A 24219-nucleotide genomic window follows, 5' to 3' on the forward strand; every position below is an offset into this window, starting at 1 on the left:
TTCCGTCGAACCACCCTTGCCTGGCATGAGTCTCCCCACCCGGCATCCGCTCGACCCTGCCACCCGCCCGTTCACGCCACTGCGTCACCACGACTCCAGCACCTCGAAAGGAAACACCATGTCCCAAGGCACGATCACCAAACCCACCTCGCAGGACCCCGACGAGCCGCACGGCTTCGAGCTCAAGACGCGCCGCCGCTGGCCCTGGATCGCCGGCGCCTCGGTGGCCGTCGTCGCGGTCGCCGCCGCGATCGGCATCCCGCTGCTCAATCCGAGCGTCTCGCCGAACGAGGTCGCGGGCGCCACGCTCGTCATCGCGACGGCGGAGGGCAACGCGGCCGAGCAGGCCCTCGTCGAGTTCGTCGCCAAGAACGTGGCCGCCGACTATGGGATCACGGTCGCCTTCAGGGGACTCTCCGACAGCAACACGATCAACCGTGCGGTGAGCGAGGGCGAGGTCGCTGGCACGATCTACCAGCACAAGCTCTGGCTGAGCCAGGTGCTCGAGGCCAACCCCGACTTCCGGGAGACGGCGGCGACACCGGTCTTCCGGTGGGGCTTCGGGCTATGGTCCGAGAAGTGGGGCAGCGTCGAGGATATCCCGAATGGCGCCACCATCTCGCTCTACTCCGACCCCGCCAACGAGGCACAGGGGCTATGGCTGCTCGAGAACGCCGGGCTCATCACCCTCAAAGACGGCGCAACCGCCGGCACCGCGACCCAGGACGACATCGCGTCGAATCCGAAGAACCTGAAGTTCGTGCTGCTCGACTTCGCCGCCCAGTCGCGCGCGCTGCCCGACATCGATGCCGCCGCCGGGTACACCGAGTACTACCTCGCCGCAAAGATCCCGCTCGAGCAGCAAATCTTCGCCCCCGCCGCACCGGACGACTTCGCCGGCCAGCTCACGATCGGCAGCGACTACGCCGACACCGACAACATCAAGAAGCTCGTCGCGGCCTTCCAGGACCCGGCCGTGCAGAAGTTCCTCGCGGCCGATCCGTCGGTGAAGGGAATCCTGCTGCCACTCAACAAGCAGTAGCGCGACTGGCGGGGATCGGATGCCGCCAGCATCCCGGCCCCTTTCCCTTTCACCATTCGGGAGTTCCTGGGCGGTGCGACCGTCAGAATTTAGGAGTATCTGGCCAGCATGACCTTCGAGGGCCGGGGCGCTGTCCCACCAGCAACATCCGCCTCGTGGGCCACACCAAATCCTGAATGATGATGGCCACCCGTTTCGCCACCTCCTGAATAATGACAAAGAGCGTTCGCTATGGGCGAGCGAAAAGGGATCACATTTGCTCAGAAAGCCCGCCTGAGCTTGAATAAGCAACGTAACTCGGGAGCCCGGTAGGGCGATTGAAGGCAACGAATTAGGCACCGAAGGCGCATCGTACCTCGCCACAGGCCAAGGTTGGGGTCGTATTAGCAACGTATCGACAACGGGGTCCTATTGTGCTGGTACCACCACCACATGATCGACATCAGCGGCTGGAAAATCCGCATGATCCACGGCCGACCCCAACTACTCGGCCCACTCCTCTGGGACCCGTCCCAAATCTGGCGACCCGCCCAAACCCACCGGGCCAATACGCCCAGCCCGGAACCACCCTGGCGCACGTGAGCCGAAGAGGTCGATTTTCATGGAAAGACCAAGCGCCCCGCAGTCAAGTCGCCCTCGCGTTGCGAGCATGGATTCCCCCGACGTCACCGTATCCGCGCGGTTAGTTCCAGATGCTGGGGGCGGGAGCGCGCGTGGGCGGGACCGCCGCGGTGGCTGCCCACTCCAGCAGCCAGTCGGGCACGCTCACGTTGTCGGGGGCGACGCCGATGGCCTCGAGCAGTTCGTCGATCGTGACGATTCCACCGGTGCGCTTGAGAAAGCGACCACGAATGTGACCGTGGGCGTAGATTTCGGGCGTGCCATCGGCATCCGGTCGTACGAAGCGCTGCTCGACGTACACGGCTTTCTCATCGAACCCGATGATGCGCGACTCGACCGTGAACTTCTGGCCGAGCTTGAGCGACTTGCGAAAACTGATCGTTTCCGACACGACGACCGGATACCAGCCTTGCCGTTTGAAGATCGTCCAGACGCCGGTGCGGTGCAGCATGTCGAAGCGGGCCACGTCCATGATCGACAGGTAGACACCGTTGTTCATGTGCCGCAAAATGTCCTGGTCGGTGGGCAGCGTCACGAAGTTGGTGCGCGCCACGTCGAAGTGACCGAGCCGGGGGCCGAACTGCGACAGCAGGGCATGGAGGAGGGTTCTGAAGAACATATGCACGACCACGATGCTAGCGAGGCCGCGGTGCAGGCGAGCAATCCGTTGTGGGTGAGCGCCAGCATCCGTCTCTCCAGACCAGCTTGCCTGCACGATATGCTCAAACATGGTTTCCCTGCCCACCCTGCTGACGTTCGCCCTCGCGTCGATCGCGCTCATCGTCATTCCCGGCCCGACCGTGCTGTTTGTGATCGGGCGTTCGCTCGCTCTCGGACGCCTCGGTGGCTTTCTCAGCGTTCTCGGCAACGCTCTCGGTCTGATTCCGGTGATCATCGCGGTTTCGCTCGGACTCGGCGCAATCGTGACCCAGTCCGTGCTGCTGTTCACGATCGTGAAGTTCGCCGGTGCCGCGTACATCATCTATCTCGGGGTGCAGGCTATTCGAAACCGGCACAAGGCGGCCCGGATGAGCGAGGCCCGCGTGGCGCGTAAAACCAAGTGGCGGCTCGTGTTCGAGGGGTTCGTGGTGGGGCTCAGCAATCCGAAGTCGCTCGTGTTCTTCATCGCGGTACTGCCGCAGTTCGTGAACTATCGGGCTGGCGATGTGCCGCTGCAGCTGGCAGTGCTTGGGCTGGTCTTCGTGGTGCTTGCCCTGCTCGGCGACAGCACCTGGGCTCTCGCGGCCGGCACGGCGCGGACCTGGTTCGCAAAATCACCGAAACGCGTCGAGAATCTCTCCTCGGCCGGCGGCGTGATCATGATCGGGCTCGGCGGGGTGCTCGCCGCGACCGGCGCACGGTCCTAAACAGCGACCACCGCGCGCGGCGCGACCGCACGCACGAAGGCGCCGAGGCGGCGGTAGACCTCCTGCGATTCCGGATGCGAGTCGTCCTGCTGCCAGGTGTGCTTGGTGTTGACGCTGCGACGTCCGTAAATCAGGGTGTCCACCCAGATCTTGCGCGCCCGCAGCGCCTCGATGAAGTTGAGGTTGGCGCGATAGAAATAGTCCCGCTCCGAGGTCGTGACGAACACCGGCGGAAAGCCCCGGTCGAGCCACTCGATCGGCGACATGAACCGGGCAGCTGTGCGCAGGTGCAGCCCGCGGCCCCGCTCGGGCAGCAGCATCCGCACGAAATTGAGGCTCAAGACGAATCCGCGGTCGAACAGCACCGAAAAGTCGGCAATGCTGCAGTGCTGCACCAGACCGCGCAGATGGCGGGCAGTGACCGGGGGACGAATGCCGTAGTGCTCGGCGAGTTCGGGCGCATAGGCGGCGGCCGTGAGCAGCGCGGCGATGTGGCCGCCCGCGGAATCGCCACCGAGCACGATGCGCGTCGGGTCGCCGCCATAGGCCGCGACATTGCGGGCGACCCAGTCGAGCACCGCGTTGCCGTCCTGCATCATGTGGCCCAGCTGAAACCGCGTCGCCATGCGGTAGTTGGCGTTGATGACGATCATGCCCTCAGCGGCCTGGCTTGCGCAATATTTGGTCAGCGGATCCTTGTCGCCCGAGGTCCAGCCGCCACCGTGAAAGTACACGTAGACCGGCAGGGGCGCCGCTACGGCATCCGTGCGCTTGGGCACGAGGACGTCGAGCCGGTGAATCTTCTGCCCGTCGCCGATGTAGTCGATATCGAGGTCGTACTCCACGGAGTCGATCGGGTGCAGATTGAACTTGTGCACCGGTGTCGCGGGGCGCAACATGAGTGCGCGCCAAGCCCAGACCGGCAACCGACGGATGCCCGTCTCCCGATGCGTAGACCGATCAACGGTGACACCGTCCGCGTGCAAACGGATACCGTGCAGCCAGGCCGGTGCGCGGCGGTCAGCGCGGGCGGTGCCCGCCGAAGTCGAGGGGTGTGCTGCGAAGGGAGTGGGACGAACGATGTCGAATGCGGTACTGGTGTAACTCATCACCTGAGGTTATGTCGACTCCCCCGAATCCCCGCTGAGAGCTACCCCATATGGGGTGAACTCCCGGTTTCAACTCAGGCAGCGGATGCCCCGCCCGCGACCCCGGTCGCCTCCAGCACCGCACGCGCGAGCGTGTGAAAGTGCAGGTTGAAGCCGAGAACGGCCGGCGTCGACTGCGCGTCGAGATCAAGCATGGGAACGTCGACGGCGTGCACGATGAATTGGTAGCGGTGGGTGCCTGTTCCCGGCGGCGGTCCGGCACCGGAGAAGGAGGTCAGGCGCTGCTCGTTCGGCAACACGAGCGAGCCGGACGGCAGGGCATCGACTCCGGCGGGCAGCTCGGTCACCGATACCGGCAGGTTCGCTACCGCCCAGTGCCAAAACCCGGAGCCGGTCGGGGCATCGGGGTCGTACACAGTCAGGGCGAAACTCCGGGTCTCGGGCGGGAAGCCTGTCCAGGCCAGCTGGGGGGAGACATCCGCTCCCCCGGCACCGGCACCGTATTGGGGCGCGGCGAGGGGGCCGCCGTCGGTCATGTCGGCGCTCGTGAGAGAGAACTGGGGCACTTCGCCGAAGCGGGCGAGCGGATCTACGGTCACGAGGGGCCTCCTATTTGTTGTGCGGCCAGCCTACGCGCCCCTAATAAAATGGGCTCATGGCCATTCCGAAGATTCTGCTCTATTACATCTTCACTCCCCTGGCCGATCCAGACGCTGTGCGGCTCTGGCAACGCGACCTGTGCGCCGGGCTCGGCCTGCGCGGGCGCATCCTGATCTCCAAGGACGGCCTGAACGGCACGGTCGGCGGCGACCTGCCGGCGATCAAGAAGTACATTCGCAGGACCCGCGACTACCCGGCGTTCAAGAACATCGATTTCAAGTTCAGCGAGGGCACCGGGCTCGACTCGCACGGCCACAGCCTCGACTTTCCCAAGCTCGTGGTCAAGGTGCGCGACGAAATCGTGAGCTTCGGAGCCCCCGGCGAACTGCGCGTCGACGCGAACGGCGTCATCGGCGGCGGAACCAAGCTGCAACCGGCCGAGCTCAATATGCTCGTCGCCGAGCGGGGCGATGAAGTCGTCTTCTTCGACGGGCGCAATAAGTTCGAGGCCGAGATCGGCCATTTTCGGGACGCGGTCGTGCCGGATGTGGCCAATACCCGCGAGTTCGTGGCCGAGCTCGACAGCGGTAAATACGACCATCTCAAGGGCAAGCCGGTCGTGACCTACTGCACCGGCGGCATCCGTTGTGAGGTGCTGAGCGGTCTCATGAAATCGCGCGGATTCGGCGAGGTGTACCAGCTCGACGGTGGCATCGTGCGCTACGGCGAGACCTTCGGCAACGAAGGCCTGTGGTCGGGTTCGCTCTACGTCTTCGACCAGCGGATGTCCATCGACTTCGCCCCAGAGGCTGCCGTACTCGGCAGCTGCCAGGTCTGCGCGGCACCGACCACGAACATGCGCAACTGCCGGGACGCCTCCTGCCGGGAGCAACTCGTGGTCTGCCCCGAGTGCGTTGCGCTGGCTGCTCCGACCTGCGAACAGCATGCCCTCACCAAATAATCCCCGGTCGGCAGCCGAAAACACCCAAACGGGGAATAGGCTGGGAGCACTATTTCTTGAAGCAGCACAGAGGGGAGTCGGATGCCTACCGGCGCGCTCATCGAGTTCACGAACATCAGCAAACGCTTTGGCGGTGTCATCGCGGTCAACGATCTGTCCTTCACAGTCGAACCCGGCCGGGTCACCGGCTTTCTCGGACCGAACGGCGCCGGAAAGACCACTTCCCTGCGTATTCTGCTCGGGCTGGTCGCCGCGAGCAGCGGAACGGCCACCTTCGGCGGCGTGCGCTATCGCGACCTGCCGCATCCGCTTAAAACGGTCGGGGCCGCCCTCGAAGCGGCGAGTTTTCACCCGGGTCGTTCTGCTCGCGACCACCTCGGCGTCTACGCCATCGCCGCCGGACTGCCGCGCACCCGGGTGCTGGAGGTGCTCACCCAGGTGGGCCTCGCCGCCCATGCCGCCCAACGCGTCGGCGGTTACTCGCTCGGCATGCGTCAGCGCCTCGGCCTCGCCTATGCCCTGCTCGGCGACCCGGGCGTACTGGTTCTCGACGAGCCGATCAACGGGCTCGACCCGGAGGGCATCCGCTGGATTCGGGGGTTTTTGCGCGACATGGCCGCCGAAGGACGCACCGTTCTGGTCAGTTCGCACCTGCTCTCCGAGGTGCAGCAGAGCGTCGACGATGTCGTCATCATCGCCCGCGGCGAGCTCGTGCACCTCGGGCCCTTGTCGAGCCTCGACACGGATGCCGCGGCCCAGACGATCGTGGATTCTCCCGACCGCGAGAACCTCGCCACCGCACTCACGGCGGCCGGCATCACCTTCACGACCGGCCGCACCGGACTAATCGCGGCAACCAGCGACCCGGCCCTGCTCGGCCACCTCGCCTTCGAAGCCGGGGTCGAACTGAGCGTGCTGCATCGGCAGAAAGCCGGCCTGGAAGACTCGTTTCTCGCCCTCGTCGGCGGAGGCCACTCACTATGACTTCGTTCCTGCGGTCCATTGCGGCCGAATTCGCCAAGATTTTCACCACTCGCCTCTGGTGGATACTCGCCCTCGTACTGTTTGGCTACATCGGGCTGCTGGCCGGCGGCCTCGCCGCTCTGTTCTCCGGGCTTCAGTCCGGTGTGATCAGCCCCGATACTGTAAATACCGGCGGCGGCGCGCTGAGCGGTTTCGGGAGTCTCCCACCCATCATCTATAGCTTCGCATCGTCGGTCGGCTACGTCTTTCCGGTGCTGATCGGTGCCCTCGCGACGACCGGCGAGTTTCGCCACCAGACGCTGACCCCGACGTTTCTGGCGACACCACGCCGCGGGGTCGTGCTCGGCGCCAAGACGGTCACACTCCTCTTGGTCGGCGCGGCATTCGGTCTCATCGCGCTGGCGGCATCCGTTGGTATCGGCGGCGGCGTCATGAGTGCTTTCGATGTGGATGCGCTGCTACTCGATTCGGAGACCTGGCTCCTGGTAGCTCGTTCGGTGCTCGCCATGGCCCTGTGGGCCGCGATCGGCGTCGGTCTCGGCGTGCTCGTGCCCAATCAGGTCGCCTCGATCGTGATCGTGCTCGCCTTCACCCAGTTCGTCGAACCTCTGCTGCGGCTCGCGGCCTCTTTTCTCGAGGTCACCGCGAAGATCGGCAACTTTCTACCCGGTGCCGCCTCCGACGCCCTAGTCGGCGCGAGCATCTTCACGGTTATGAACCCGGCCGGCGCAGCGCCCCTGGACTGGTGGCAGGGCGGCCTCGTGCTGCTCGGCTACGCGCTCGTGGCCACCGTCATCGGGTACGCCGTGAGCTGGAAGAAGGACGTCAGCTAGCTGCAGCCCCACGGCGCTACCGGCGCGTGCCTATCCCAGTCGCGACACGACACTCTTAATCAACGGCCAGACGCGCTCCACGGACTTGTGGTTCACCCGCTCCGCTGACGAATGCAGGGCTTGAAGCTCAGTGCCGATCGAGATGATGTCGGCTACCGGCACCCGCATGCTGAACATGCCCAGCTCGAGTGAGCACTGTGACACCTCAATGTTGGGTTCTTTGCCGAGCACGTCACGATAGGCCTCGGATGCCGCTGCGAGCAGCTCCGAGTCAGGACGATACGGGAACTCTGCAGCGTCGAGGCCGTAGAGTTCGAACACGACCCCACCGGCGGCGAGCGCGACGAGCGCCTGTATTCGCTCGACCAACTCGTGCTTCCGCGAGGTGAGGGCAGACGTGACCGTCGACATCACGCGCGCACCTTCAGGAGCCGGCCGCACCGTTCCGAGGTTGTTCGACGTCTCTACGCGACCGGGAACGTGAAGGTTCCAACTGATCACCCCATGAGGAATGAGGCGCAAAATGGACATGAGCCGCAGCCCTGCGCCGCGTGAAAATGAACTATCGGGGCGTATTGCACTCTTGAGCTCGACGCGAATAGCAGGGTCAGAAAGCTCGTACTCTCTCTTGAGCTCGCCGTCTAGCTGGGCAATGAGCGCCTCGATCGAATCAGTGTCTGCGTCTCCGAAGACGATGACAGCGGATGCGTCGGCCGGGATCGCACTGTTCTGGGCGCCTCCGAACGGGTTGCTAATGCGCAATTCGTGCGCACCCGCCAATTTGTGGACCGCACGAGCCAGCACCTGCAGAGCGTTCGCCCGCTCCAGCTGAATGTCGAATTCGCAGTGACCGCCGTTGAGCCCGCGCACCTCAAGCGAGCGCGCACTGGTCAAGTCAACAGGCACTGGCTCAAACTCACCGGGGACATCAACGGTGAACGTCACGTCGCCGCTGCACCCCGCGAGGATCTCCTCGTCCGTGATCCAGTTAAAATCGATCATGCGGCGCCCAACAAGTTGCCCGACGTTGAATTGTCCGGCCCCCACCTTGCCCTTTTCCTCCATGGCGGTGAGGACTGCCTCCAGCGGCGGATGAGGGATGTCCTTTGATTCAAGCAACGCAAGTATGTAGGACACTCCGATTCCGTTGTCCGCGCCCAGAGAGGTTCCAGCCGCCGAGATGTACTCGCCGTCGACGAGGAGGCTCAGCGGTTGTTTCACGAAGTCGAACTCGACCCCCTCTGCCTTTTCGCAGACCATATCCAAGTGGCCGTGCAGGATTAGCGGTGCTGCATTCTCAAGGCCGCCCTGACCGGGCTTGCGCACGAGTACGCAGTGCAGGTCATCCTTCGTCGCCTCGAGTCCACACGAGCGCGCGAAATCCACAACCCAGTTGGCGACCTGCTCTTCGTTACCCGAGCCTCGCGGGATGCTCGTGAGCACCTCGAAGAATCGGAAAACCTCGCGGGGCTCGAGGTCTTTAAGCACGCCAGAGTTGGTCGCTTCCATGATGTCCATAGTGGGCATGTGTGTTCCCTCTCGTTTGTTACTTGCGTTTGTTACTTGCGTTTGTTCGTTACGTTAATTACTTAACAATGCTTGATTTGTTGCGCGACATGGTGAGGGCAACCACCGCGATGATGACCGCGCCGTAGACCAGGCTCTGCGCTTGGGCCTCGATGCCGACCGCGGTCGTCGCGATGGGAACAAGGGCAATGGTCAGCGCTCCGAAAATCACTGTGAGCGGATTAACTACACCTCCGGAGATCGACGTTCCTCCGATTAGAGCTGCGGCGATGGCGGGCAGCAGCAGGTCGCTGCCCAGGCCGGTGGGTGACGCTGACCCCGCCTGCGCGATGATCGCGATGCCGGCGAGTCCGGCGGCAAACCCGGAGAGAGCAAAGGCGAGTACCTTGAGCGCGCGCGTTCGCACCGCGGAGAAGATCGCTGCGGATTCGTTCTTTCCGATGGCCGTCATTCCACGGCCGATGCGGGTGTACCGCAGAAGCACCCAGAGAGCGACCGCAAGCAGGACGCCCATCCAGAACGTCATCGGCACATTGGCGATCCCGCTTTCGTACAACGAGTGGACGCCCTCCCCGTTGCTGGCGACGTAGACGGTCGTCCGGCCGCTGACCACGAGCGCGACTGCTTGAAAAATTCCCAACGTGCCCAGTGTCAGCGCGAAGGACGGTACCTGCGCGTATGCCAGGATCAGACCGTTCACGGCGCCAAAGGCGGTGGTGGCCAGGAGCACGATGATCGGAGATAGTCCCGCTACGGGCCCGAGCGTGAGTGCAAGAAGAATTGCGCCCAGCAGCCCGATCGCGGCATTCGACAGGTCGATCGACCCGACGTTGAGCACCATGGCCTGCCCGAGTGCCAGCAACAGGATGGGGGCCGACGACGACGCGATTACCGCGAGCCCTCCGCTCCCGATGAATGCTGGCGTGAGGATCGCAACAACGGCGAGTATCGCAAGGAAAATGACAATCGGGCCAATCGCATGCCAGCCTCCGATGCGCTTCATAGACTGCAACTTTTCGCGGGCAGGCACGGCGATCTTCGTTGTCTCGCTGTCAGTCTTGAACATCACAGCATCCTTTCGAGCAGGTCCAGAGTGGCGGGATTATCGTGCCCAAGGTCGTAGACGCCTGAGATCCGACCGTCGCGCATCACCACGATGTCGTCGGCGATGTCAAGCGCCTCTTCGATCGTGTCGGGAATGAGGATGATCGCGGTTCCGTCATCGCATACCGACCGGATCTGCGCTTTGACTGTCTCACCCGCGCCCGGGTCGAGGCCTCGGAGTGGGTGGTCAAGTACGAGCGCCTTCAGCTCCGAAGAGTTCAACCACTTGGCAAGGACGACCTTCTGCTGGTTACCGCCAGAAAAGTCCTGAAGCATGTGCTCGGGCTCCCGAGGCCGGATGTCCAGCTTCTCAAACCACATACGTGCCAGAGACAGCCTGCGTCGGGGAAGCTCGAACGGCCCGATGGCGGCGGAACCTGGATGCGTGAGCGTGATGTTTTGATCCGCCGGCATTTCCCCGACCATTCCCTCAGTCTTGCGCTCCGCGGGAACGTAGCCCACACCAAGGGCGACGGCCTTCTTAATGGACAAGTGGTGCCCGGAGTAACCCGCGATCGAGATGGATCCGGAATCGAAGCCCTCTGCCCCAAATATCGCTCGCGCTACGGACTCTCGGCCGGAACCACTAGTACCCAGAATGGCCAGGATGCGACCCGGGTAGGCATCGATCGATACCTCAGTATAGGCGCCGGCCTTCGTGAGATCGTGGATCGAGATGACCGGGCTACTGTCCGGCTCAATACTGTGGCGGTCTCGAACGGCGGCATGAGTTTCCCGACCGACCATGAGCCGGAATAGTTCCTCTTCGGTCACGTCATCGACTCGTCGGTCGGCGATCAACTCGCCATCGCGCATGACGACGACGCGATCGCAGATACGCATGACCTCGTCGAGTCGGTGCGAGACGAAGATTACCGAGCCGATGTTGCGAAGCTTGGAGATTTCCCTCTCCAGAATTTCGGTCTCCGTTCTCTCCAGAATCGCGGTCGGTTCGTCGAGGATCACGAGAGGAGTCGTGTGGCTGGAGGCACTTACCCGGATCGCCCGTGCGATCTCCACCATCTGGCGATCAACGAATGACAGGTCGCTGACCCGCGTTCTCGGATTCAAGTGCGATCCGATGAGGTCGAGCGCCTTGGCTGCGTCCGCGTGGAGGCGTCGCCAGTTGTATAGCCCCAACCGGTTGATCCCGCCCCGGCCGATTGGGGTGTTGACCTCGATGTTTTCGGCGACGGTGAGGTTCGTGAACAGTGATTGCTCCTGGTGCACGACCCCAATCCCTGCGCGCAAGGCATCGGCTGGTCCGCGGAACTGGACTTCCCGTCCGTTTACCGCGATTGTTCCTCCATCGTGCCGATAGTTGCCCGAAAGTATTTTTAGTAGCGTGGACTTGCCAGCGCCGTTCTCTCCAATAAGGCCGATGACCTCACCGGATCGAATGCTGAGGGACACACCGCGAACGGCATGATTCGATCCAAAGCTTTTAGAGACTGCGTCCAGGTGAAGCACTGCGGGAGTTGTGGTCACGTCGCTCACTTTGCCACCCGCAATCTGTCGCGCTGAGACCACGCTGCGAACACGATTGCCGCGACCAGGATCACTCCGGTGACGGCCGACTGATAGCTCGATTCGACGCCGGAGAGGATGAGTCCATTATTGAGGATCGTCAGCAAGAACACGCCCAGTACGGTGCGCAGGATTCCCCCTTTTCCGCCGCCGAGGTGCGTACCTCCGATGACAACCGCAGGGATGACGATGAAGAGCACACCGGAGCCTACGGTGGGCGACCCGATGTCGAGTTGGACGGTGGCAAGGATTCCGCCGAGGCCACTGAGCACAGCGGCAATGGCGAAGACGGCAACCTTGACGCGGAAAGCGGGAAGGCCCGCCGAGCGCACGATCGTCTCGCTGTTTCCAATAGCAAGAGTTACCCGGCCGATTCGGGTACTGCGTAGAACGAGTATGCCGAGGCCAATAACGATCAGCGCCACCCAGAAGGAGTTAGGCAGACCGAGGGTAATGTGCGAAGTCCAGCCGCTGAGCGCCTCGTCTTCGAGGCGAGGGAGAAGGTCGGTCCCGTAGAGCATTGTGGCGATTCCGAGCCCTACGTACCACATTCCCAGGGTGACGATAAAAGAGGGTACTTTTAGTGCGGTGAAAATGAGGCCGCTGGCGACACCCAGCACGACGGCCACGCCGAGGGCGATGACCCAAGCCCATGGTCCCAGGTCCGCTCCTCCACGCGAGTTGGCGCTGAGGAGGATCCAGGTCATTCCGGTTGCCCCCATGACCCCCTCCACGGACAGGTCGATGGATCCGAGAAGGATGACCAGGGTCGCGCCGACGGCAACGATCAAGGGAATGGCGGACTGGGTGAGCACGTTCTGAAAGTTGGATGCCGTCAGAAAACGCTCGTTAAACAGGGAAAAAACACCGATAAGGACGGCCAGAGCCACGAGTAGACTCAGCGGCTCGGCCAGACCCCGGAACCGAGCGCGGCGCTCGATACCGGATTCGCGGATCCTGATCGCGGTGGTATTTATGCCTCCCGCGCCCTGTTCCGCTAAAACTTTGTGAACCATGAAAATTCTCCTCGCAGATACCGATCACATAATGGTGATGCGCCTGTTCCCGGCCCTCGTCTGTTGACGAGGGCCGGGAACAGGCTGGCCGTAATACTACGACGTGGGCAGGACCTCTGGTCCGCCGCCGCCGACGAGAGTCGCCGGCTCGGTGTCCCACGGGCCAGTCTTAATGAGCTCATCAACGAAGTTAGCTGCAGCATCGGGACCGTCGTACTGAAGGTAGTCGTCTAGCGTGTCGGGCGTGACGCACTTGATGTCGAAGAAACTCGTGCGCTTCTCCTTGGGCAATTCGGACGGGACGATCTCTCCGGTCGCGGCCAGGTAGGCCGTGTAGAGGCCGATGGCGGAGGCCATGTAGCCGCGGTGGAAGGTTTCCCCGACAATGGCGTTGTTGCCGTAGCCGTTCTTCATCATTTCCACGGTGTCGGGGTACAGACCGTCGGAGGCGAACTTGACCTTGTCCAGCAAACCCGCGTCCTCGAAGGCCTGGATCGCGCCAAGCTGCATGCCGTCATCGGCACTCCAGACGCCGTTGATCTGATCCCCGTACTTCGCGATCAGGTCCTTGGAATTCTGGTTGGCGAGCTGCGGGTCCCAGTTCGAAGCCTGCTTCTCGAGAATTTTGATGTCGGGGTAGTTCTCACGCATCTCGGCTTCGAAGCCGGCGACACGCGTCGCGCTGGTCGTGCTGTCCTCCACGCCAGGGAACATGATCACGTTGCCCTTACCTCCCAGCGAATCACCGATTGCCTTAGCGTTGCAGCGGCCTGAGTCCACGCCAGCGTGCTTCTGAAAGGCCACAAAGTTGTCGCCCGAGTCCCAGGGCTCGAAGTCGTCGGGCTTGTTCCACCAGATCGATACGAAACCGCCGGCACGCTCCACGGCGTCCACGATTGTCGGGGCGTCCGAGCTCGCCACGGTGTTGACGAACATCACGACCTTCTTGCCCTGCGCCAAAATCGCCTGAATCTTTGAGATTTCAGTCTGCGACGAGCCCTGCGAGTCAATGATCTCGAGAGGAATGTCCAGTTTTTTGGAGAGGGCCTTCGCTCCCTCAATGTTGGCGATGAAGTAGGGGTTGGTGGTGTTGATCACGGATGCAACGAGGACTAGGTCCTCCTTAGCAATCGGCCCAGAGGAAGCCTTGTCGGCTCCGCTTGCGGTTGACGTGCACCCGGCGAGTGCGAGCGCAGCAACAGCCGCGAAGGCCGCGAGGCGGAGAACGCCGCGTTTGTTCTTGAGAGACATCTTTGACTCCTATATTTAGTTCTACTGCATTTTTATTCAGTAGATCGGTATTGATTCATAGTGACATTATGCGAGTGGACGTGCACATGCAAGAAGTTTTCGGTCAATGCCCCACACGTGACCGAACCGTTATAATTCGGCTCCGACGTGGGGAGCTCTTCTTGGGGCGTCAGCTCAGAGTTCGGAAGAAATCCCGAACGTCGGCCACGTAGATTTCCGGTTCCTCCAGAGGCGCGAAGTGGCCACCGCTGCTGTGCACCCGGTACTGCTGGAGGTTAAAGTACTTCTCCGTCCAGGTTTTCGGCGGCTTGTAAATCTCGCCCGGATAGATCGAAACCGCGGTCGGCACTCCCACGACGGGGACCCGGTCATGACTGGGCGTCCACGGGTTCCCGCGGCACTCCCAGTAATACCGGGAAGACGTTCCGCCTGTTCCCGTGAGAAAGTACACCGCGGCGGTCGTGATCAAGTCTTCCTTAGGCCAGACACCCTCGAATGCCTCCGTGCCGCTACCACGTTCCGCGAGGCCCCAAAAATACCGCTTCTCCGTGATCCAAGCCAACTGGGCGGCCGGGGAGTCGGCGACGAGCGCCGCAAGCGTCTGTGGCTTCGTCAACTGGAGCTCCCCGTAGCCGCTCTCATTCTCGACGAACAACTTGCCGCGTTCAAACCAGCCTGCTTCGTCAGTCGAATATTCGCTCGAAGCCGGCAGTCCCAGAGCAGGGTCGTACTCGACACCCTCGGGCTGGTCGGGATGCTCCGCGAGGTAGTGCGACAACTGAGCGGGAAAGTGCGTGTAGACGCCGATGACGTCGGATTCGTACTTGTGCCCGTGCTGCTGGGCGATCAGCGCCCCCCAGTCCCCCCCAGCGGTGGCATAGCGCTCATACCCGAGCACCTGCTTCATCAGGACGTTCTCGAGATCGGCGGTCTTCCAGAAATTCCACCCCGTCTCCGTCAGTGGCGAGGAGAACCCGTAGCCGGGCAGAGAGATGAGAACCACATCGAACGAATCACACTCCTGACCGCCGAATTTCACCGGGTCGGTCAGCGGCTCGATGATTTTGCGAACGTCCCAGAAAGTCCAGGGCCAGCCATGGTGGAGAAGCAGCGGCTTCGGGTTTAGGCCCTTGCCGCGCACGTGGATGAAGTGGAGGGGAACGCCCATCAGGTCGACCTTGAAATGTGGCAGCTCGTTCATCCGGCGCTCCACAGCACGCCAGTCATACTCATTGATCCAGTAGTCGATAAGAGTGCGGTGATACTCGGTGTTGTATCCGTACCGCCAATCTTCGTTGGCGAAGTCTTGCGGAAAGCGTGTCCGCTTCAGCCGCTCCATCATGTCGTGAAGATCTGCATCGGGGATACGGATCTCGTACGGACGAACATCAAAAGAATTTGACAATCTTGAACCTCCTTGTTCAGTGCAGGACACGTATCGAATTTTATATTCAGCATTTGCGTGTATATTCACTTTACATCCCGACGGGGTATATGTGGCGACGAATCGTGCCAACTGAGAAGTTGCGCTCGTTCGTCTATTCATGCGGTTCGGCGAAAGGCTGGTCGACTCGAAGTTGAGCTCCAGCACCTGCGCTACAGTCTGCGGACGGGAACCGAACGTCGTTGTTCGGCTTTGCGAAGGCATCAAATCGCTGCACATGCAGCCCTCGTGAGAAAGAGAAGTGAACCATGGGCACTGCCCTCGACAAATATGCAGATATGAAGCCGAACTGGGATTATCCGGTCATCATCGAGTCTCACATCAACGGCATCCGCACGAAAGAAATGAACCCGAACACCCCAATTTCTTACGATGAAATTGCGGAAGATGCTATTCGGTGCTGGGAGGCCGGCGCGGGCGCGATCCACGCACACAACACCAGTTTCGATCTCATGGGCAAAGACGCGTACAAGGACTACATGCGCACCTGGGACAAGGTGCTGCAGAAACATCCCGACATCACCTGGTACCCCACCACCTGTAATAACCTTCGCCTCAAGGGAGACGAGAACGGGCTTCAGCACGTACCCTTCCTCGTCGAGAACGCAAACGTTCGAATCGCCTGTGTCGACACCGGGCTCACGCTCTTCGCTACAGAAACGGATGCCGATGGTTACCTCATCGGCCCCGAATTCGGTTTCAACTACGAGCGCGTTGCCAGCCAAATCAGGATGCTGCGCGAGCACAATACCCCCATGGTCTTCGGCGTCTACGAACCAGGGCACCTCCGGCACGCCATGCACTATGTCAACAACGGGCTCTCCACGCCCGGATCGATGTGGGATTTCTACCTCATCGGAGACTATGGTCTGACCGCTACGAAACCCATCGGAACGAACGGCATGAAGCCGACTCTGGAGAGCTTGTATTACTACCTCTCGATGATCGAGGAAGCGAAGGTCAAGCACCCCTGGTACATCTCGATCTGGGGCCAAGGGGCACTCGACGACACCTCGATCCTCCGCAGGGCCATCGAGCTCGGGGGCCACATTAAGACTGGACTGGAACTCTTCTACGATCCGGCCCGCAACCCCACGAACCTTGAGCTGCTTCAGCAGGCCCAGGAAATCGCCCGTGAGGTGGGCCGCCCCATTGCAACCCCGGACGAGACCAGAGCTCTGTACAAAATCAAGTAATTCACTTCCGGCGAATCTTTGACAAGCTGCACACGTCATGTGAGCCTTGGAAACTTGCATTCAATGATGAATAGGTGTTCAACATGTCACCCAGCACCAAGATTGTTCTCCCGGCAATTGTGGCCGTGGACCAAGGAACCAGCTCAACGAAGACAATCGTCGTCGACGGAGAAGGGCGAATCCTTAGTCGTGCTTCCGTCAAGGTATCCCGGGTAGATGCCCGACCCGGCTGGGTCGAACAGGACGCTGAGGAAATAAGGTCGAGTGTTATTAGTTCGATCACTGCGGCACTCGCAGGGCTGGATGGTGACGTCGACATTCGCGGAATCGGCTTGAGCAACCAACGCGAGTCGGCCGTTGTCTGGGACCGGGAGACCGGCAAGGCACTTGGCCCCATGCTCGGCTGGCAAGACCGTCGAACAGCAAGTCGGGTAGCGGAATACGAGGATCTGGGCTGGGGCGACATTGTGCGCCACAAGACGGGGCTCCCGCTTGACCCCATGTTTTCGGCTCTGAAAATCCAATGGCTGCTTGACCAGATCGACCCTGATAGAACCGCTTCGATGGCCGGTCGTATTGCAGTCGGGACCGTGGACTCCTGGCTTGTTCATTCCCTTACCGGGGAACATCGGATTGAACTCGGCAACGCGAGCCGCACTCAACTATTGAATCTCGAGTCAGCGAGCTGGGATCTCGAGCTCCTCGAGCTTTTTCAGATTCCTCTCCGGTGCATGCCGCGTCTCGCGGCATCAAGCGAACCAACTGGCCCCATTGTGGGTGTGCCAGTGCTGCCTGCGGATACTCGGATTTACGCAGTACTGGGCGATTCTCACGCGGCTCTTTTTGCTCACGGGGTTCGAGGCCCTGGACAAGTCAAGGCGACGCATGGCAGCGGCAGCTCGGTCATGGGATTGCTCCAACCGGGCGCGCCAGACCCTGCCGACAGGAGGGGTTTGGTGCGCACCATCGCGTGGGCCACCCCTGATCCGGTATACGCTTTCGAGGGCACAATTCTTTCCACCGGCGCCACTCTCCTATGGTTGGGTCAGTTGCTGGGAATGGGCCCCGGACAGTTGAGTGCAATCGCCCAGACAGTTTCCACGAGCCAAGGTGTGGACTTGGTACCTGCTTTTGCAGGCCTGGGTGCCCCTTATTGGGACGAGAAAGCGGTTGCTGTGATTTGTGGGTTTGGTCTTGGAACCAAACCCGCTGAGCTGGCCCGTGCAGCCTTCGAATCGGTGGCTCTTCAGACGGAAGCTCTATTCGAGGCCGTCGAACAGCTATTGGGTGCACGAATAGAGACCGTACTCACCGATGGAGGTCCGTCACAGAACGATTGGCTCATGCAGCTGCAAGCAGATTTTAGCCAACGAGACGTCATTCGTAGCAATATCGCGGAGCTCTCAGCTACCGGGGCCGCCCATTTGGCGGGCATCTCGTCGGGGTTATGGAGCGCCGACGAATGCGCACGACTCCCCCGCGAAACCTCAGTCTTCCTTCCCGGCATGGACCCAGTGCAATCTCTTGTACGCAGAGAACGCTGGCGATCGGCTGTCGCCCGCTCCCGTGGGCGTTCTGCCGATTACCTACCGAGCGACGAAGAAAAAAATTCAAGCTGACCAATGCCACGCCAGAAGCAACGACTGTTTCGCCCCCTGAATTCATTCGTGGATCATGATTCCAGGCGATTCGCTAAGACGTGATACTGAATTTCGCCGCTCCGATGACCAGCAAACGCCCGAACGATGGACTCGGTAACATCGCCGGCGGTCATTCCTCTCGCTTCAGAGAGCACCGACCCGAATGTGCGTTCGTTCCAGGCGAAGTCGAGCTCACGGTTCACCGCGACCAGAACGTCGATGAGTGCACCAGTTTCAGCGACGGGAATTGAGGCACTCATGAGGCGTGCGCCACGTGTCACGCGTTGCGCCGTTCCCACGAGCTTCACCTGGCCGCGGGCATTAACACTGTAAGTTCCGGGGCAGTATTCGCCCGGCACGGGACCCACCCGCGCATCCACTCCCAACTCTCGCAGGACATCAGCGAACTGATTCCCTACCGTCTTGAAATGAGCTTCGTTATCGAGACCTCCGTACGCACCATCTTCAACGTTCACGAGATCAACGACTAGGCATGATTCATCGTACGCAACCGCTCGTCCTCCGGCGGGTCGTATCACAGGCGTGAATCCATGGCTGGCAGCTGCGCTCACCGCAGCAGGGAATCCAGGGAGCAAGCTCTCGCGTCGACTGAAAGCAACGGTCGGCTCCGGCTGGTAGACCCGAACCAGCCGGGGGGTTTCTGGGTTCGCCGCGACGTACTTGAGCATTCGCAGAGATACGTCCAGATCCCCAGCTGCGCCGTGTCCGACGCTGTGAGTGACGAGCAATGCATCCATACGTGATTCTCGCAGATTGGCTGGTTCCGGGCCGCGAGTCGTCACTCCAGACACAGACGACTCATCCGAGCGGCGGGAGTTGGCTAAACGGCAATCGGAGTGGTGAGGGCATCACTGAATGCCTTCAGGAAAGTTGCGCCGGTGGCTCCGTCTACTGAGCGGTGGTCACAGGTCAAAGTGAACTCCGCGATCGGTAGCCACTCGCCACCCGCCTCGGTCCAGACGTGTCGTTTCTTTGTGGCCCCGACAGCGAGGATCGCGGACTGCGGAATGTTAAGAATTGCATCGAATCGATCGATTCCCATCATCCCGAGGTTGGAGATGGTGAAGGTTCCGCCGGTGATGTCGTCCCTGACCAGGGTTCCTGTGCGGGCGCGATCGACAGCTTCACGACGGCGTGCCGCGATCTCAGTCATGGTCAGGCGATCAGCACCGTGGATTACCGGCACCGTGAGGCCCTTATCGGTGGCCACGGCGACGCCGACATTCGCCTCACTAAAAACGGTCACTTCATCGTCACCGACGTAGCTGTTAAGTGCTGGCACTGCAATAAGCGCCTGAGCTGCTGCTGCGACCAGGACGTCCGTGACGGTCGCTTCCGGCACAACCTGCTTTACCTTCGAAGCTTCCGTCATATCAATCTCGATGGTCAGGTGGAAGACTGGCGCTTCCCACGCCGCTACCATACGACGTGCAGCTGTGCGCCGGATCCCTTTCAGCGGCGTTGTCACTCCGACGGGCGCAGCCGTTGTGTCGCTCATGCCGTGACTGCCTGGGCGAGATTCTGGTTCTGCGATCGATCTGCGCAGCCGAACTCGCGCATCTTCTGAACGGTGGCTTCGATCATTTGACGCCGGCCTTCAGCCATTCCGTCTTCTAACTGACGATCGCCTAGTGCCCAGGTTTCTTCTATACCGCGGCGGAAAGCATGACGCAGGTCGGTGTCGGCATTGAGTTTGTTAATCCCCGCAGCGATCGCAGCACGAATGTCATCGAGCGGAACGCCGGATGCGCCGTGAAGGACCAGGGGGATGCCGGTCACGTCGCGAATGCGCGCAATGCGTTCGATGTCGAGGGGCAACGGCTCCGTAGCCGTCACACCGTGCATAACCCCGGCCGAAATTGCCAGAAAATCGACCCCGGTTTCAGCGACGAAGCGTTCGGCTTCGTCCACGCTCGTGTAGAAGTCCGGCCAGTTGATGGCCGTATTCGCATCCGGGATCTTGCCAAGTTCAGCTTCCACCGGAACGCCGAATGAGTGACAAACTTTTACGACATACTTCGTGGCTTTGATATTGTCTTCAAAGTCCAGGTGGGAGCCGTCGAACATGATGGAGTCAAAGCCCAGCCGCAGGGCTTCGAAAACTTCGTCATACGTTCCGTGGTCAAGGTGAATGACGGCTTGGGCGTCTGATTTGCTCAGTTCGCGCTGTGTCATCCGAAATGATTCGGCGAGACCCATGTGTGGCACTACCGCGCGCCCCACTTGCATGAACACAGGGGCATCCGCCAATTCGGCCGCCTGGAGCAGCGCCTGTGTTGTCTCGACGTTGTGCATGTTGAAACCGCCAACGGCGTAGCCTCCGCGACGGGCGCTTTCAACTATTTCTGCCGGGTCAAATTTGCCCATGGTCATTCCTCTTTCGTTCGTGTTGGGGATATTTTTAGCGCGCAACCAGCAGCGGCTGGTTGTCTGCGGGAAGTATTTGTGAGGAGGGTTTGCGAAGGGGCAACCCGCGGGCGGCAGTGACAGCATCCTGCCAACCGGCGTAGAGCTCCTCACGCCGCGTCTCCGACATGGCTGGCTCAAATACACGCTCGACTCGCCAGGACGCAGCGATGTCGTCCGCCCCGTTCCACAGGCCAACGCCGGATCCAGCGACGTGCGCTACGCCGAGGGCAGTGCGTTCGAGTCCATGCGGTCGATGCACGGCTATGCCGAGGATGTCTGCTTGAAATTGGCAGAGGAAATCATTCGCAATCCCCCCACCGTCGACTTTGAGGGTGGGTATGCGCATACCACCTCGGGCTAGGGCGTCGATGTTGTCGCGAGTTTGGTAGGCCATTGCCTCTAGGGCCGCCCGGACGACGTGCTCAATGCCAGTTTCTAGCGTGAGCCCAACAATCGCACCCCGAACGTTCCGGTCCCAGTGCGGGTCGCAGAGTCCGGCAAATGCCGGAACAAAGTACACGCCGCCATTGTCGGGAACACTGGCAGCAAGCGCTTCGCTGCTTTCCGAAGAATCAATCGCCCGCATTTTGTCGCGAAGCCAGTGCAAAGTTTGACCGCTATGAAAAACGACGCCCTCGGCTTCATAGGTCGTTCGACCGCCAAGCGTCCACGCGACGCTGCTGGTCATACCGTCAACGATTAGGGGTGCATCGCCGACGTTGACCGTGAGGACACCCGCCGTTCCATAGGTGTTCTTCGCGGATCCGGCTTCCAGACATGCCTGGCCAAAGAGTCCGGCTTGCTGATCAGCCAAAATGGCCATTACCGGAACACTCGCCGCGTGGCCGCCCGGCAGCACGGCAGCATCTAAATAGCCAAAACAGGAGTCGGATGGCACGACTTCAGGCAGCAACTCCATCGGGATACCGTACGCAGCGCACAGCCATTCGTCCCACTTGCATTCGCCAATATTAAACAAGGCGGTACGCGAAGCCGAACTGGGATCCGTCAGGTGGGAGCGCCCACCGGTGAGATTCCATAACAACCAAGTTTCGACGGTGCCAGCGGCTAGTTCTCCCAGCTGCGCCCGCCTTCTCACATCTGGCACGTGCTCGAGGAGCCAAGCCAGCTTGCCAGCCGAGAAGAACGAGTCGTTGCGCAGCCCCGTCCGGGCGCGGATTTGCCCATCGAGGCCGTCGGCTGACCACCGAGCGACGATGTCATCTGTCTGCTTCGACATCCACATGATTGCGTTATAGACCGGCTGCCCGGTTTGACGGTCCCAGATGAGGCAGGTTTCACGGTGGGTAGTCACGCCGACCGCGGCAATGTCGGAAGCGGTCACGCCTGCCTGGGCCATGGTTCGGTCCATGGCCCCCTTCGCAGCGTTCCACAGGTCCCACGGGTCAAGTTCGACCCAACCCGTAGAGGGGAAACGTGCCTTAATCGGTGTTGCGGATTCGCTTACGATTCGACCGTCAGGATCAACGAGTATCGCTCGCGCGCTGCTGGATCCTTCATCTAGCGCAAGAACATAGCGCTTGCTCACGTGGTTTCCCCTGAACCGGTGCCGGCCGCATCAATACCATTCGACTGCGATTTCGGGGCGCGGCCGGGCACAGCAAGATGTTCCAGCCACTTCTCGTAGCCGGCAATTTCCACCGCGCGGCGCTGGGCGTCCCAGCCCAGAGTCTCGCCCAAAATGCCGGCTGCCCGAGATACCGAAGCCAATCCGTGACCGGGTTCAAAAGCGATGAGGGTGCGTCGTGCATACACGTCCGTCAGCGACTTGGCCATTTCATACTTCACCGCAAAGACCAGCTCTGCCGCGATCGCATTCGACAGTGGGTCGAATTTTTCGCCGAGCGAGGCATCCGCCCTGACGAGATCCAACACGGAATCCGCGCGAACTCCGTAAATTTTCAGGAGTCGCTTCTTGGTTTCCCGGTCCAGGCCAGGTGCAGCGATAAATGCCTTCTGAAATTCCGGCCAGTTCGCCACGCGTGCGCCGGGTAATGGCATATCCCGCGTGCTGGTTTTCGTTCGTGGTCGACCCAGGCTGCGGTACGTGATATCAACGGCATCTTCGGCCAGCTGACGGAACGTGGTCAGCTTGCCGCCAACGACGGAGAACAAGCCCTTTCGCCCAGTACCAGCGTGGTCATGAATGACGTGGCTCCGGGGGATCTTCCACTCCGGCACCCCGGGGGCATACGGCAGCGGACGCACACCGCTGTAGGTGAAGAGGATGTCGTCGACGGTGAGCTTCGCCTGCGGAATGAGTGCGTTCACCTCGGCGAGGAGGTACTCAACCTCATTGGACTCCGCACGCGCGGTTCCCGGCTCGTCGTCGTACAACGCGTCGGTGCACCCGATCAAAAAGCGCCCCATCCACGGAATGACCAGAACAAGGCGTCCGTCGGACTGAGACTCGTAGTAGACCACGTCAGTGGGCGCGCCCTCGAAGGCGTCAACAATAATGTGGCTGCCCTTTGAACCGCCAATGAGCTGCTTCTCAGTCTGGGCCAGATTGGATTTTGGCGTGGCATTCAACACCCAGTCCAACCAGGGCCCCGCCGCATTCATAACCACGGAACCATAGATTTCACGGCTTTCACCGGTCGCGGCGTCGGAGTAGCGCACGCCGGTTACGGTCGTACCGCGCGACAGGAGCGAGTCCACCCTGGAGTGTGTCAGGATGACGGCGCCATCTGCCTGCGCGGCGATGGCGAGCTCAACGCACAGGCGTTCGGCGTATTCAACCTGGCCGTCGATGAACAGCGCCGCACCGCCGAGCCCCTTTTTTTCCATTCCGCCAAAGCGCGCGAGCACTTTCTCGCGGGACAGGATGCGATGATTCGGCGGCGTTTTATCAAACGACAACACGTCATAGGCGATCATGCCCAGCCGGATCAACCATGCCGGACGCTTATTCTTTGCGTAGAACGGCATGAGCAACGGAACGGGACGGACAAGGTGGGGCGCCAGTTTGAAGAGGCGCTCTCGCTCCTTGAGCGATTCGCGCACCAAGGCAAAATCCTTGTGCTCAAGGTATCTCAGACCACCGTGAATGAGTCGTCCAGACCACGCTGAAACACCGCTGCACAAGTCGTCTTGTTCAACCACGGCCACACGCAGGCCGCGGGAGGCGGCGTCCCGAGCTATGCCAAGGCCATTTATCCCAGCCCCGATCACAATGAGATCAAATGGCACCACGGGAAGTGGCGACGCTTGTACTTCTTCGTTCGACATGAGTTCCTTGCTGTCTTTCGTAGAAAGTTGGCCTGACTGCGCACCCCGCCCGCCCGCCATGGTTAGTCCGTCTCGATGACCGCGATAACGGTGCGAACCGGAACGGTCTCACCCTCCGCCATGAGGATTTCGATGAGCGTTCCAGTAGCCGGCGACTCGAGAGATTCTTCGACTTTTTCCGACTCGATGTCCGCGAGAGGCTCGTCCTCTTGAACCTTGTCTCCCACCTTCTTGAGCCACTCAACGATGGTGCCTTCACTCATTCCCATGCCCCACTGGGGCAACAGAACATCCACTCTAGCCATGCGATTTCCT

22 protein-coding genes are annotated in these 24219 nt (G+C 61.2%); 7 read left to right on the forward strand and 15 right to left on the reverse strand.

What is annotated here, in order from left to right; genetic code table 11:
• Positions 1-25: 25 nt before the first annotated feature.
• On the forward strand, positions 26-1042 hold the full coding sequence (locus tag CXY80_RS05340; protein WP_233195019.1) for a MetQ/NlpA family ABC transporter substrate-binding protein: 1017 nt from the start codon (positions 26-28) through the stop codon (positions 1040-1042).
• A 682-nt stretch (positions 1043-1724) separates the two neighbouring features.
• On the opposite strand, the gene CXY80_RS05345 is transcribed toward CXY80_RS05340, so the two are convergent.
• On the reverse strand, positions 1725-2393 hold the full coding sequence (locus CXY80_RS05345; protein ID WP_199182228.1) for a thioesterase family protein: 669 nt from the start codon (positions 2391-2393) through the stop codon (positions 1725-1727).
• Here CXY80_RS05345 and CXY80_RS05350 point away from each other — a divergent pair.
• Positions 2392-3030 (forward strand): LysE family translocator, encoded by a 639-nt coding sequence (locus CXY80_RS05350; RefSeq protein WP_104131859.1) that lies wholly within the window; start codon positions 2392-2394, stop codon positions 3028-3030. The genes CXY80_RS05345 and CXY80_RS05350 overlap by 2 nt on opposite strands.
• Here the strand turns inward: CXY80_RS05350 and CXY80_RS05355 are convergent.
• Both CXY80_RS05355 and CXY80_RS05360 read right to left on the reverse strand, forming a co-directional pair.
• On the reverse strand, positions 3027-4139 hold the full coding sequence (locus CXY80_RS05355) for an alpha/beta hydrolase (protein ID WP_233195022.1): 1113 nt from the start codon (positions 4137-4139) through the stop codon (positions 3027-3029). The genes CXY80_RS05350 and CXY80_RS05355 overlap by 4 nt on opposite strands.
• Positions 4140-4213: 74 nt before the next feature.
• A complete protein-coding gene (locus tag CXY80_RS05360; protein ID WP_092448208.1) occupies positions 4214-4675 on the reverse strand; it encodes a YbhB/YbcL family Raf kinase inhibitor-like protein in 462 nt (153 codons plus the stop codon).
• A gap of 119 nt (positions 4676-4794) precedes the next feature.
• On the opposite strand from CXY80_RS05360, the gene CXY80_RS05365 reads away from it, so the two are divergent.
• The 3 genes from CXY80_RS05365 (at position 4795) to CXY80_RS05375 (ending at position 7517) form a co-directional block, all read left to right on the forward strand.
• Positions 4795-5700: a rhodanese-related sulfurtransferase gene (locus CXY80_RS05365; RefSeq protein WP_092448167.1), complete on the forward strand. Its 906-nt coding sequence runs from the start codon at positions 4795-4797 to the stop codon at positions 5698-5700.
• A gap of 81 nt (positions 5701-5781) precedes the next feature.
• Positions 5782-6684, forward strand: coding sequence for an ATP-binding cassette domain-containing protein (locus CXY80_RS05370; RefSeq protein WP_104131860.1), 903 nt, complete (start codon positions 5782-5784; stop codon positions 6682-6684).
• Positions 6681-7517, forward strand: coding sequence for an ABC transporter permease (locus CXY80_RS05375; RefSeq protein ID WP_104131861.1), 837 nt, complete (start codon positions 6681-6683; stop codon positions 7515-7517). The genes CXY80_RS05370 and CXY80_RS05375 overlap by 4 nt, the downstream gene beginning before the upstream one ends.
• 30 nt (positions 7518-7547) lie before the next feature.
• Here CXY80_RS05375 and pepD read toward each other — a convergent pair whose 3' ends face one another.
• The 6 genes from pepD to CXY80_RS05405 all read right to left on the reverse strand — a co-directional run bounded on the left by pepD (position 7548) and on the right by CXY80_RS05405 (position 15533).
• The gene (gene pepD, locus CXY80_RS05380; protein WP_104131862.1) at positions 7548-9044 is read right to left on the reverse strand and encodes a beta-Ala-His dipeptidase; all 1497 of its coding nucleotides are present in this window, start codon (positions 9042-9044) and stop codon (positions 7548-7550) included.
• A gap of 58 nt (positions 9045-9102) precedes the next feature.
• Positions 9103-10110, reverse strand: a complete 1008-nt coding sequence (locus tag CXY80_RS05385) for an ABC transporter permease (protein ID WP_092448163.1) — start codon at positions 10108-10110, stop codon at positions 9103-9105.
• Positions 10110-11678 (reverse strand): sugar ABC transporter ATP-binding protein, encoded by a 1569-nt coding sequence (locus tag CXY80_RS05390; protein ID WP_092448162.1) that lies wholly within the window; start codon positions 11676-11678, stop codon positions 10110-10112. Before CXY80_RS05390 ends, CXY80_RS05385 begins: the two co-directional genes overlap by 1 nt.
• Positions 11642-12691 carry an ABC transporter permease gene (locus tag CXY80_RS05395; protein ID WP_092448161.1) on the reverse strand — a complete coding sequence of 350 codons (1050 nt, stop codon included), beginning with the start codon at positions 12689-12691 and terminating at the stop codon, positions 11642-11644. The genes CXY80_RS05390 and CXY80_RS05395 overlap by 37 nt, the downstream gene beginning before the upstream one ends.
• 96 nt (positions 12692-12787) lie before the next feature.
• Positions 12788-13942 (reverse strand): sugar ABC transporter substrate-binding protein, encoded by a 1155-nt coding sequence (locus tag CXY80_RS05400; RefSeq protein WP_092448160.1) that lies wholly within the window; start codon positions 13940-13942, stop codon positions 12788-12790.
• A gap of 169 nt (positions 13943-14111) precedes the next feature.
• Positions 14112-15533, reverse strand: coding sequence for an epoxide hydrolase family protein (locus tag CXY80_RS05405; RefSeq protein ID WP_158251575.1), 1422 nt, complete (start codon positions 15531-15533; stop codon positions 14112-14114).
• 101 nt (positions 15534-15634) lie between these two features.
• On the opposite strand from CXY80_RS05405, the gene CXY80_RS05410 reads away from it, so the two are divergent.
• Together CXY80_RS05410 and CXY80_RS05415 are read left to right on the forward strand one after the other, a co-directional pair.
• Positions 15635-16582 carry a 3-keto-5-aminohexanoate cleavage protein gene (locus CXY80_RS05410; RefSeq protein WP_092448158.1) on the forward strand — a complete coding sequence of 316 codons (948 nt, stop codon included), beginning with the start codon at positions 15635-15637 and terminating at the stop codon, positions 16580-16582.
• A gap of 83 nt (positions 16583-16665) precedes the next feature.
• Positions 16666-18201, forward strand: coding sequence for an FGGY family carbohydrate kinase (locus CXY80_RS05415; RefSeq protein ID WP_104131889.1), 1536 nt, complete (start codon positions 16666-16668; stop codon positions 18199-18201).
• Positions 18202-18254: 53 nt separating this feature from the next.
• On the opposite strand, the gene CXY80_RS19085 is transcribed toward CXY80_RS05415, so the two are convergent.
• The 6 genes from CXY80_RS19085 to CXY80_RS05450 form a co-directional block, all read right to left on the reverse strand.
• The gene (locus CXY80_RS19085) at positions 18255-18698 is read right to left on the reverse strand and encodes a hypothetical protein (RefSeq protein WP_146070685.1); all 444 of its coding nucleotides are present in this window, start codon (positions 18696-18698) and stop codon (positions 18255-18257) included.
• Between the two features lie 365 nt (positions 18699-19063).
• A complete protein-coding gene (locus CXY80_RS05430) occupies positions 19064-19741 on the reverse strand; it encodes a 2-oxo acid dehydrogenase subunit E2 (protein WP_092448155.1) in 678 nt (225 codons plus the stop codon).
• Positions 19738-20610, reverse strand: coding sequence for a class II fructose-bisphosphate aldolase (locus CXY80_RS05435; RefSeq protein ID WP_092448206.1), 873 nt, complete (start codon positions 20608-20610; stop codon positions 19738-19740). The genes CXY80_RS05430 and CXY80_RS05435 overlap by 4 nt, the downstream gene beginning before the upstream one ends.
• Before the next feature lie 34 nt (positions 20611-20644).
• Positions 20645-22201 carry a glycerol kinase GlpK gene (locus tag CXY80_RS05440; protein ID WP_104131866.1) on the reverse strand — a complete coding sequence of 519 codons (1557 nt, stop codon included), beginning with the start codon at positions 22199-22201 and terminating at the stop codon, positions 20645-20647.
• The gene (gene glpD / locus CXY80_RS05445) at positions 22198-23904 is read right to left on the reverse strand and encodes a glycerol-3-phosphate dehydrogenase (RefSeq protein WP_104131867.1); all 1707 of its coding nucleotides are present in this window, start codon (positions 23902-23904) and stop codon (positions 22198-22200) included. The genes CXY80_RS05440 and glpD overlap by 4 nt, the downstream gene beginning before the upstream one ends.
• Positions 23905-23966: 62 nt before the next feature.
• Positions 23967-24209, reverse strand: coding sequence for a biotin/lipoyl-containing protein (locus tag CXY80_RS05450; RefSeq protein ID WP_092448152.1), 243 nt, complete (start codon positions 24207-24209; stop codon positions 23967-23969).
• Positions 24210-24219 lie beyond the last annotated feature (10 nt).

The organism is Cryobacterium sp. M91 (assembly GCF_002929615.1).
GTDB classification, from domain to species: Bacteria; Actinomycetota; Actinomycetes; order Actinomycetales; family Microbacteriaceae; genus Cryobacterium; species Cryobacterium levicorallinum.

Bases quoted from the DNA above. Each gene is read 5' to 3' on its own strand.
- CXY80_RS05340 (WP_233195019.1), top strand. From the start codon at position 26: ATGAGTCTCCCCACCCGGCATCCGCTCGACCCTGCCACCCGCCCGTTC.
- CXY80_RS05350 (WP_104131859.1), top strand. From the start codon at position 2,392: ATGGTTTCCCTGCCCACCCTGCTGACGTTCGCCCTCGCGTCGATCGCG.
- CXY80_RS05345 (WP_199182228.1), bottom strand. From the start codon at position 2,393: ATGTTTGAGCATATCGTGCAGGCAAGCTGGTCTGGAGAGACGGATGCT.
- CXY80_RS05355 (WP_233195022.1), bottom strand. From the start codon at position 4,139: ATGAGTTACACCAGTACCGCATTCGACATCGTTCGTCCCACTCCCTTC.
- CXY80_RS05360 (WP_092448208.1), bottom strand. From the start codon at position 4,675: ATGACCGACGGCGGCCCCCTCGCCGCGCCCCAATACGGTGCCGGTGCC.
- CXY80_RS05365 (WP_092448167.1), top strand. From the start codon at position 4,795: ATGGCCATTCCGAAGATTCTGCTCTATTACATCTTCACTCCCCTGGCC.
- CXY80_RS05370 (WP_104131860.1), top strand. From the start codon at position 5,782: ATGCCTACCGGCGCGCTCATCGAGTTCACGAACATCAGCAAACGCTTT.
- CXY80_RS05375 (WP_104131861.1), top strand. From the start codon at position 6,681: ATGACTTCGTTCCTGCGGTCCATTGCGGCCGAATTCGCCAAGATTTTC.
- pepD (WP_104131862.1), bottom strand. From the start codon at position 9,044: ATGCCCACTATGGACATCATGGAAGCGACCAACTCTGGCGTGCTTAAA.
- CXY80_RS05385 (WP_092448163.1), bottom strand. From the start codon at position 10,110: ATGTTCAAGACTGACAGCGAGACAACGAAGATCGCCGTGCCTGCCCGC.
- CXY80_RS05395 (WP_092448161.1), bottom strand. From the start codon at position 12,691: ATGGTTCACAAAGTTTTAGCGGAACAGGGCGCGGGAGGCATAAATACC.
- CXY80_RS05400 (WP_092448160.1), bottom strand. From the start codon at position 13,942: ATGTCTCTCAAGAACAAACGCGGCGTTCTCCGCCTCGCGGCCTTCGCG.
- CXY80_RS05410 (WP_092448158.1), top strand. From the start codon at position 15,635: ATGGGCACTGCCCTCGACAAATATGCAGATATGAAGCCGAACTGGGAT.
- CXY80_RS05415 (WP_104131889.1), top strand. From the start codon at position 16,666: ATGTCACCCAGCACCAAGATTGTTCTCCCGGCAATTGTGGCCGTGGAC.
- CXY80_RS05430 (WP_092448155.1), bottom strand. From the start codon at position 19,741: ATGAGCGACACAACGGCTGCGCCCGTCGGAGTGACAACGCCGCTGAAA.
- CXY80_RS05435 (WP_092448206.1), bottom strand. From the start codon at position 20,610: ATGGGCAAATTTGACCCGGCAGAAATAGTTGAAAGCGCCCGTCGCGGA.
- glpD (WP_104131867.1), bottom strand. From the start codon at position 23,904: ATGTCGAACGAAGAAGTACAAGCGTCGCCACTTCCCGTGGTGCCATTT.
- CXY80_RS05450 (WP_092448152.1), bottom strand. From the start codon at position 24,209: ATGGCTAGAGTGGATGTTCTGTTGCCCCAGTGGGGCATGGGAATGAGT.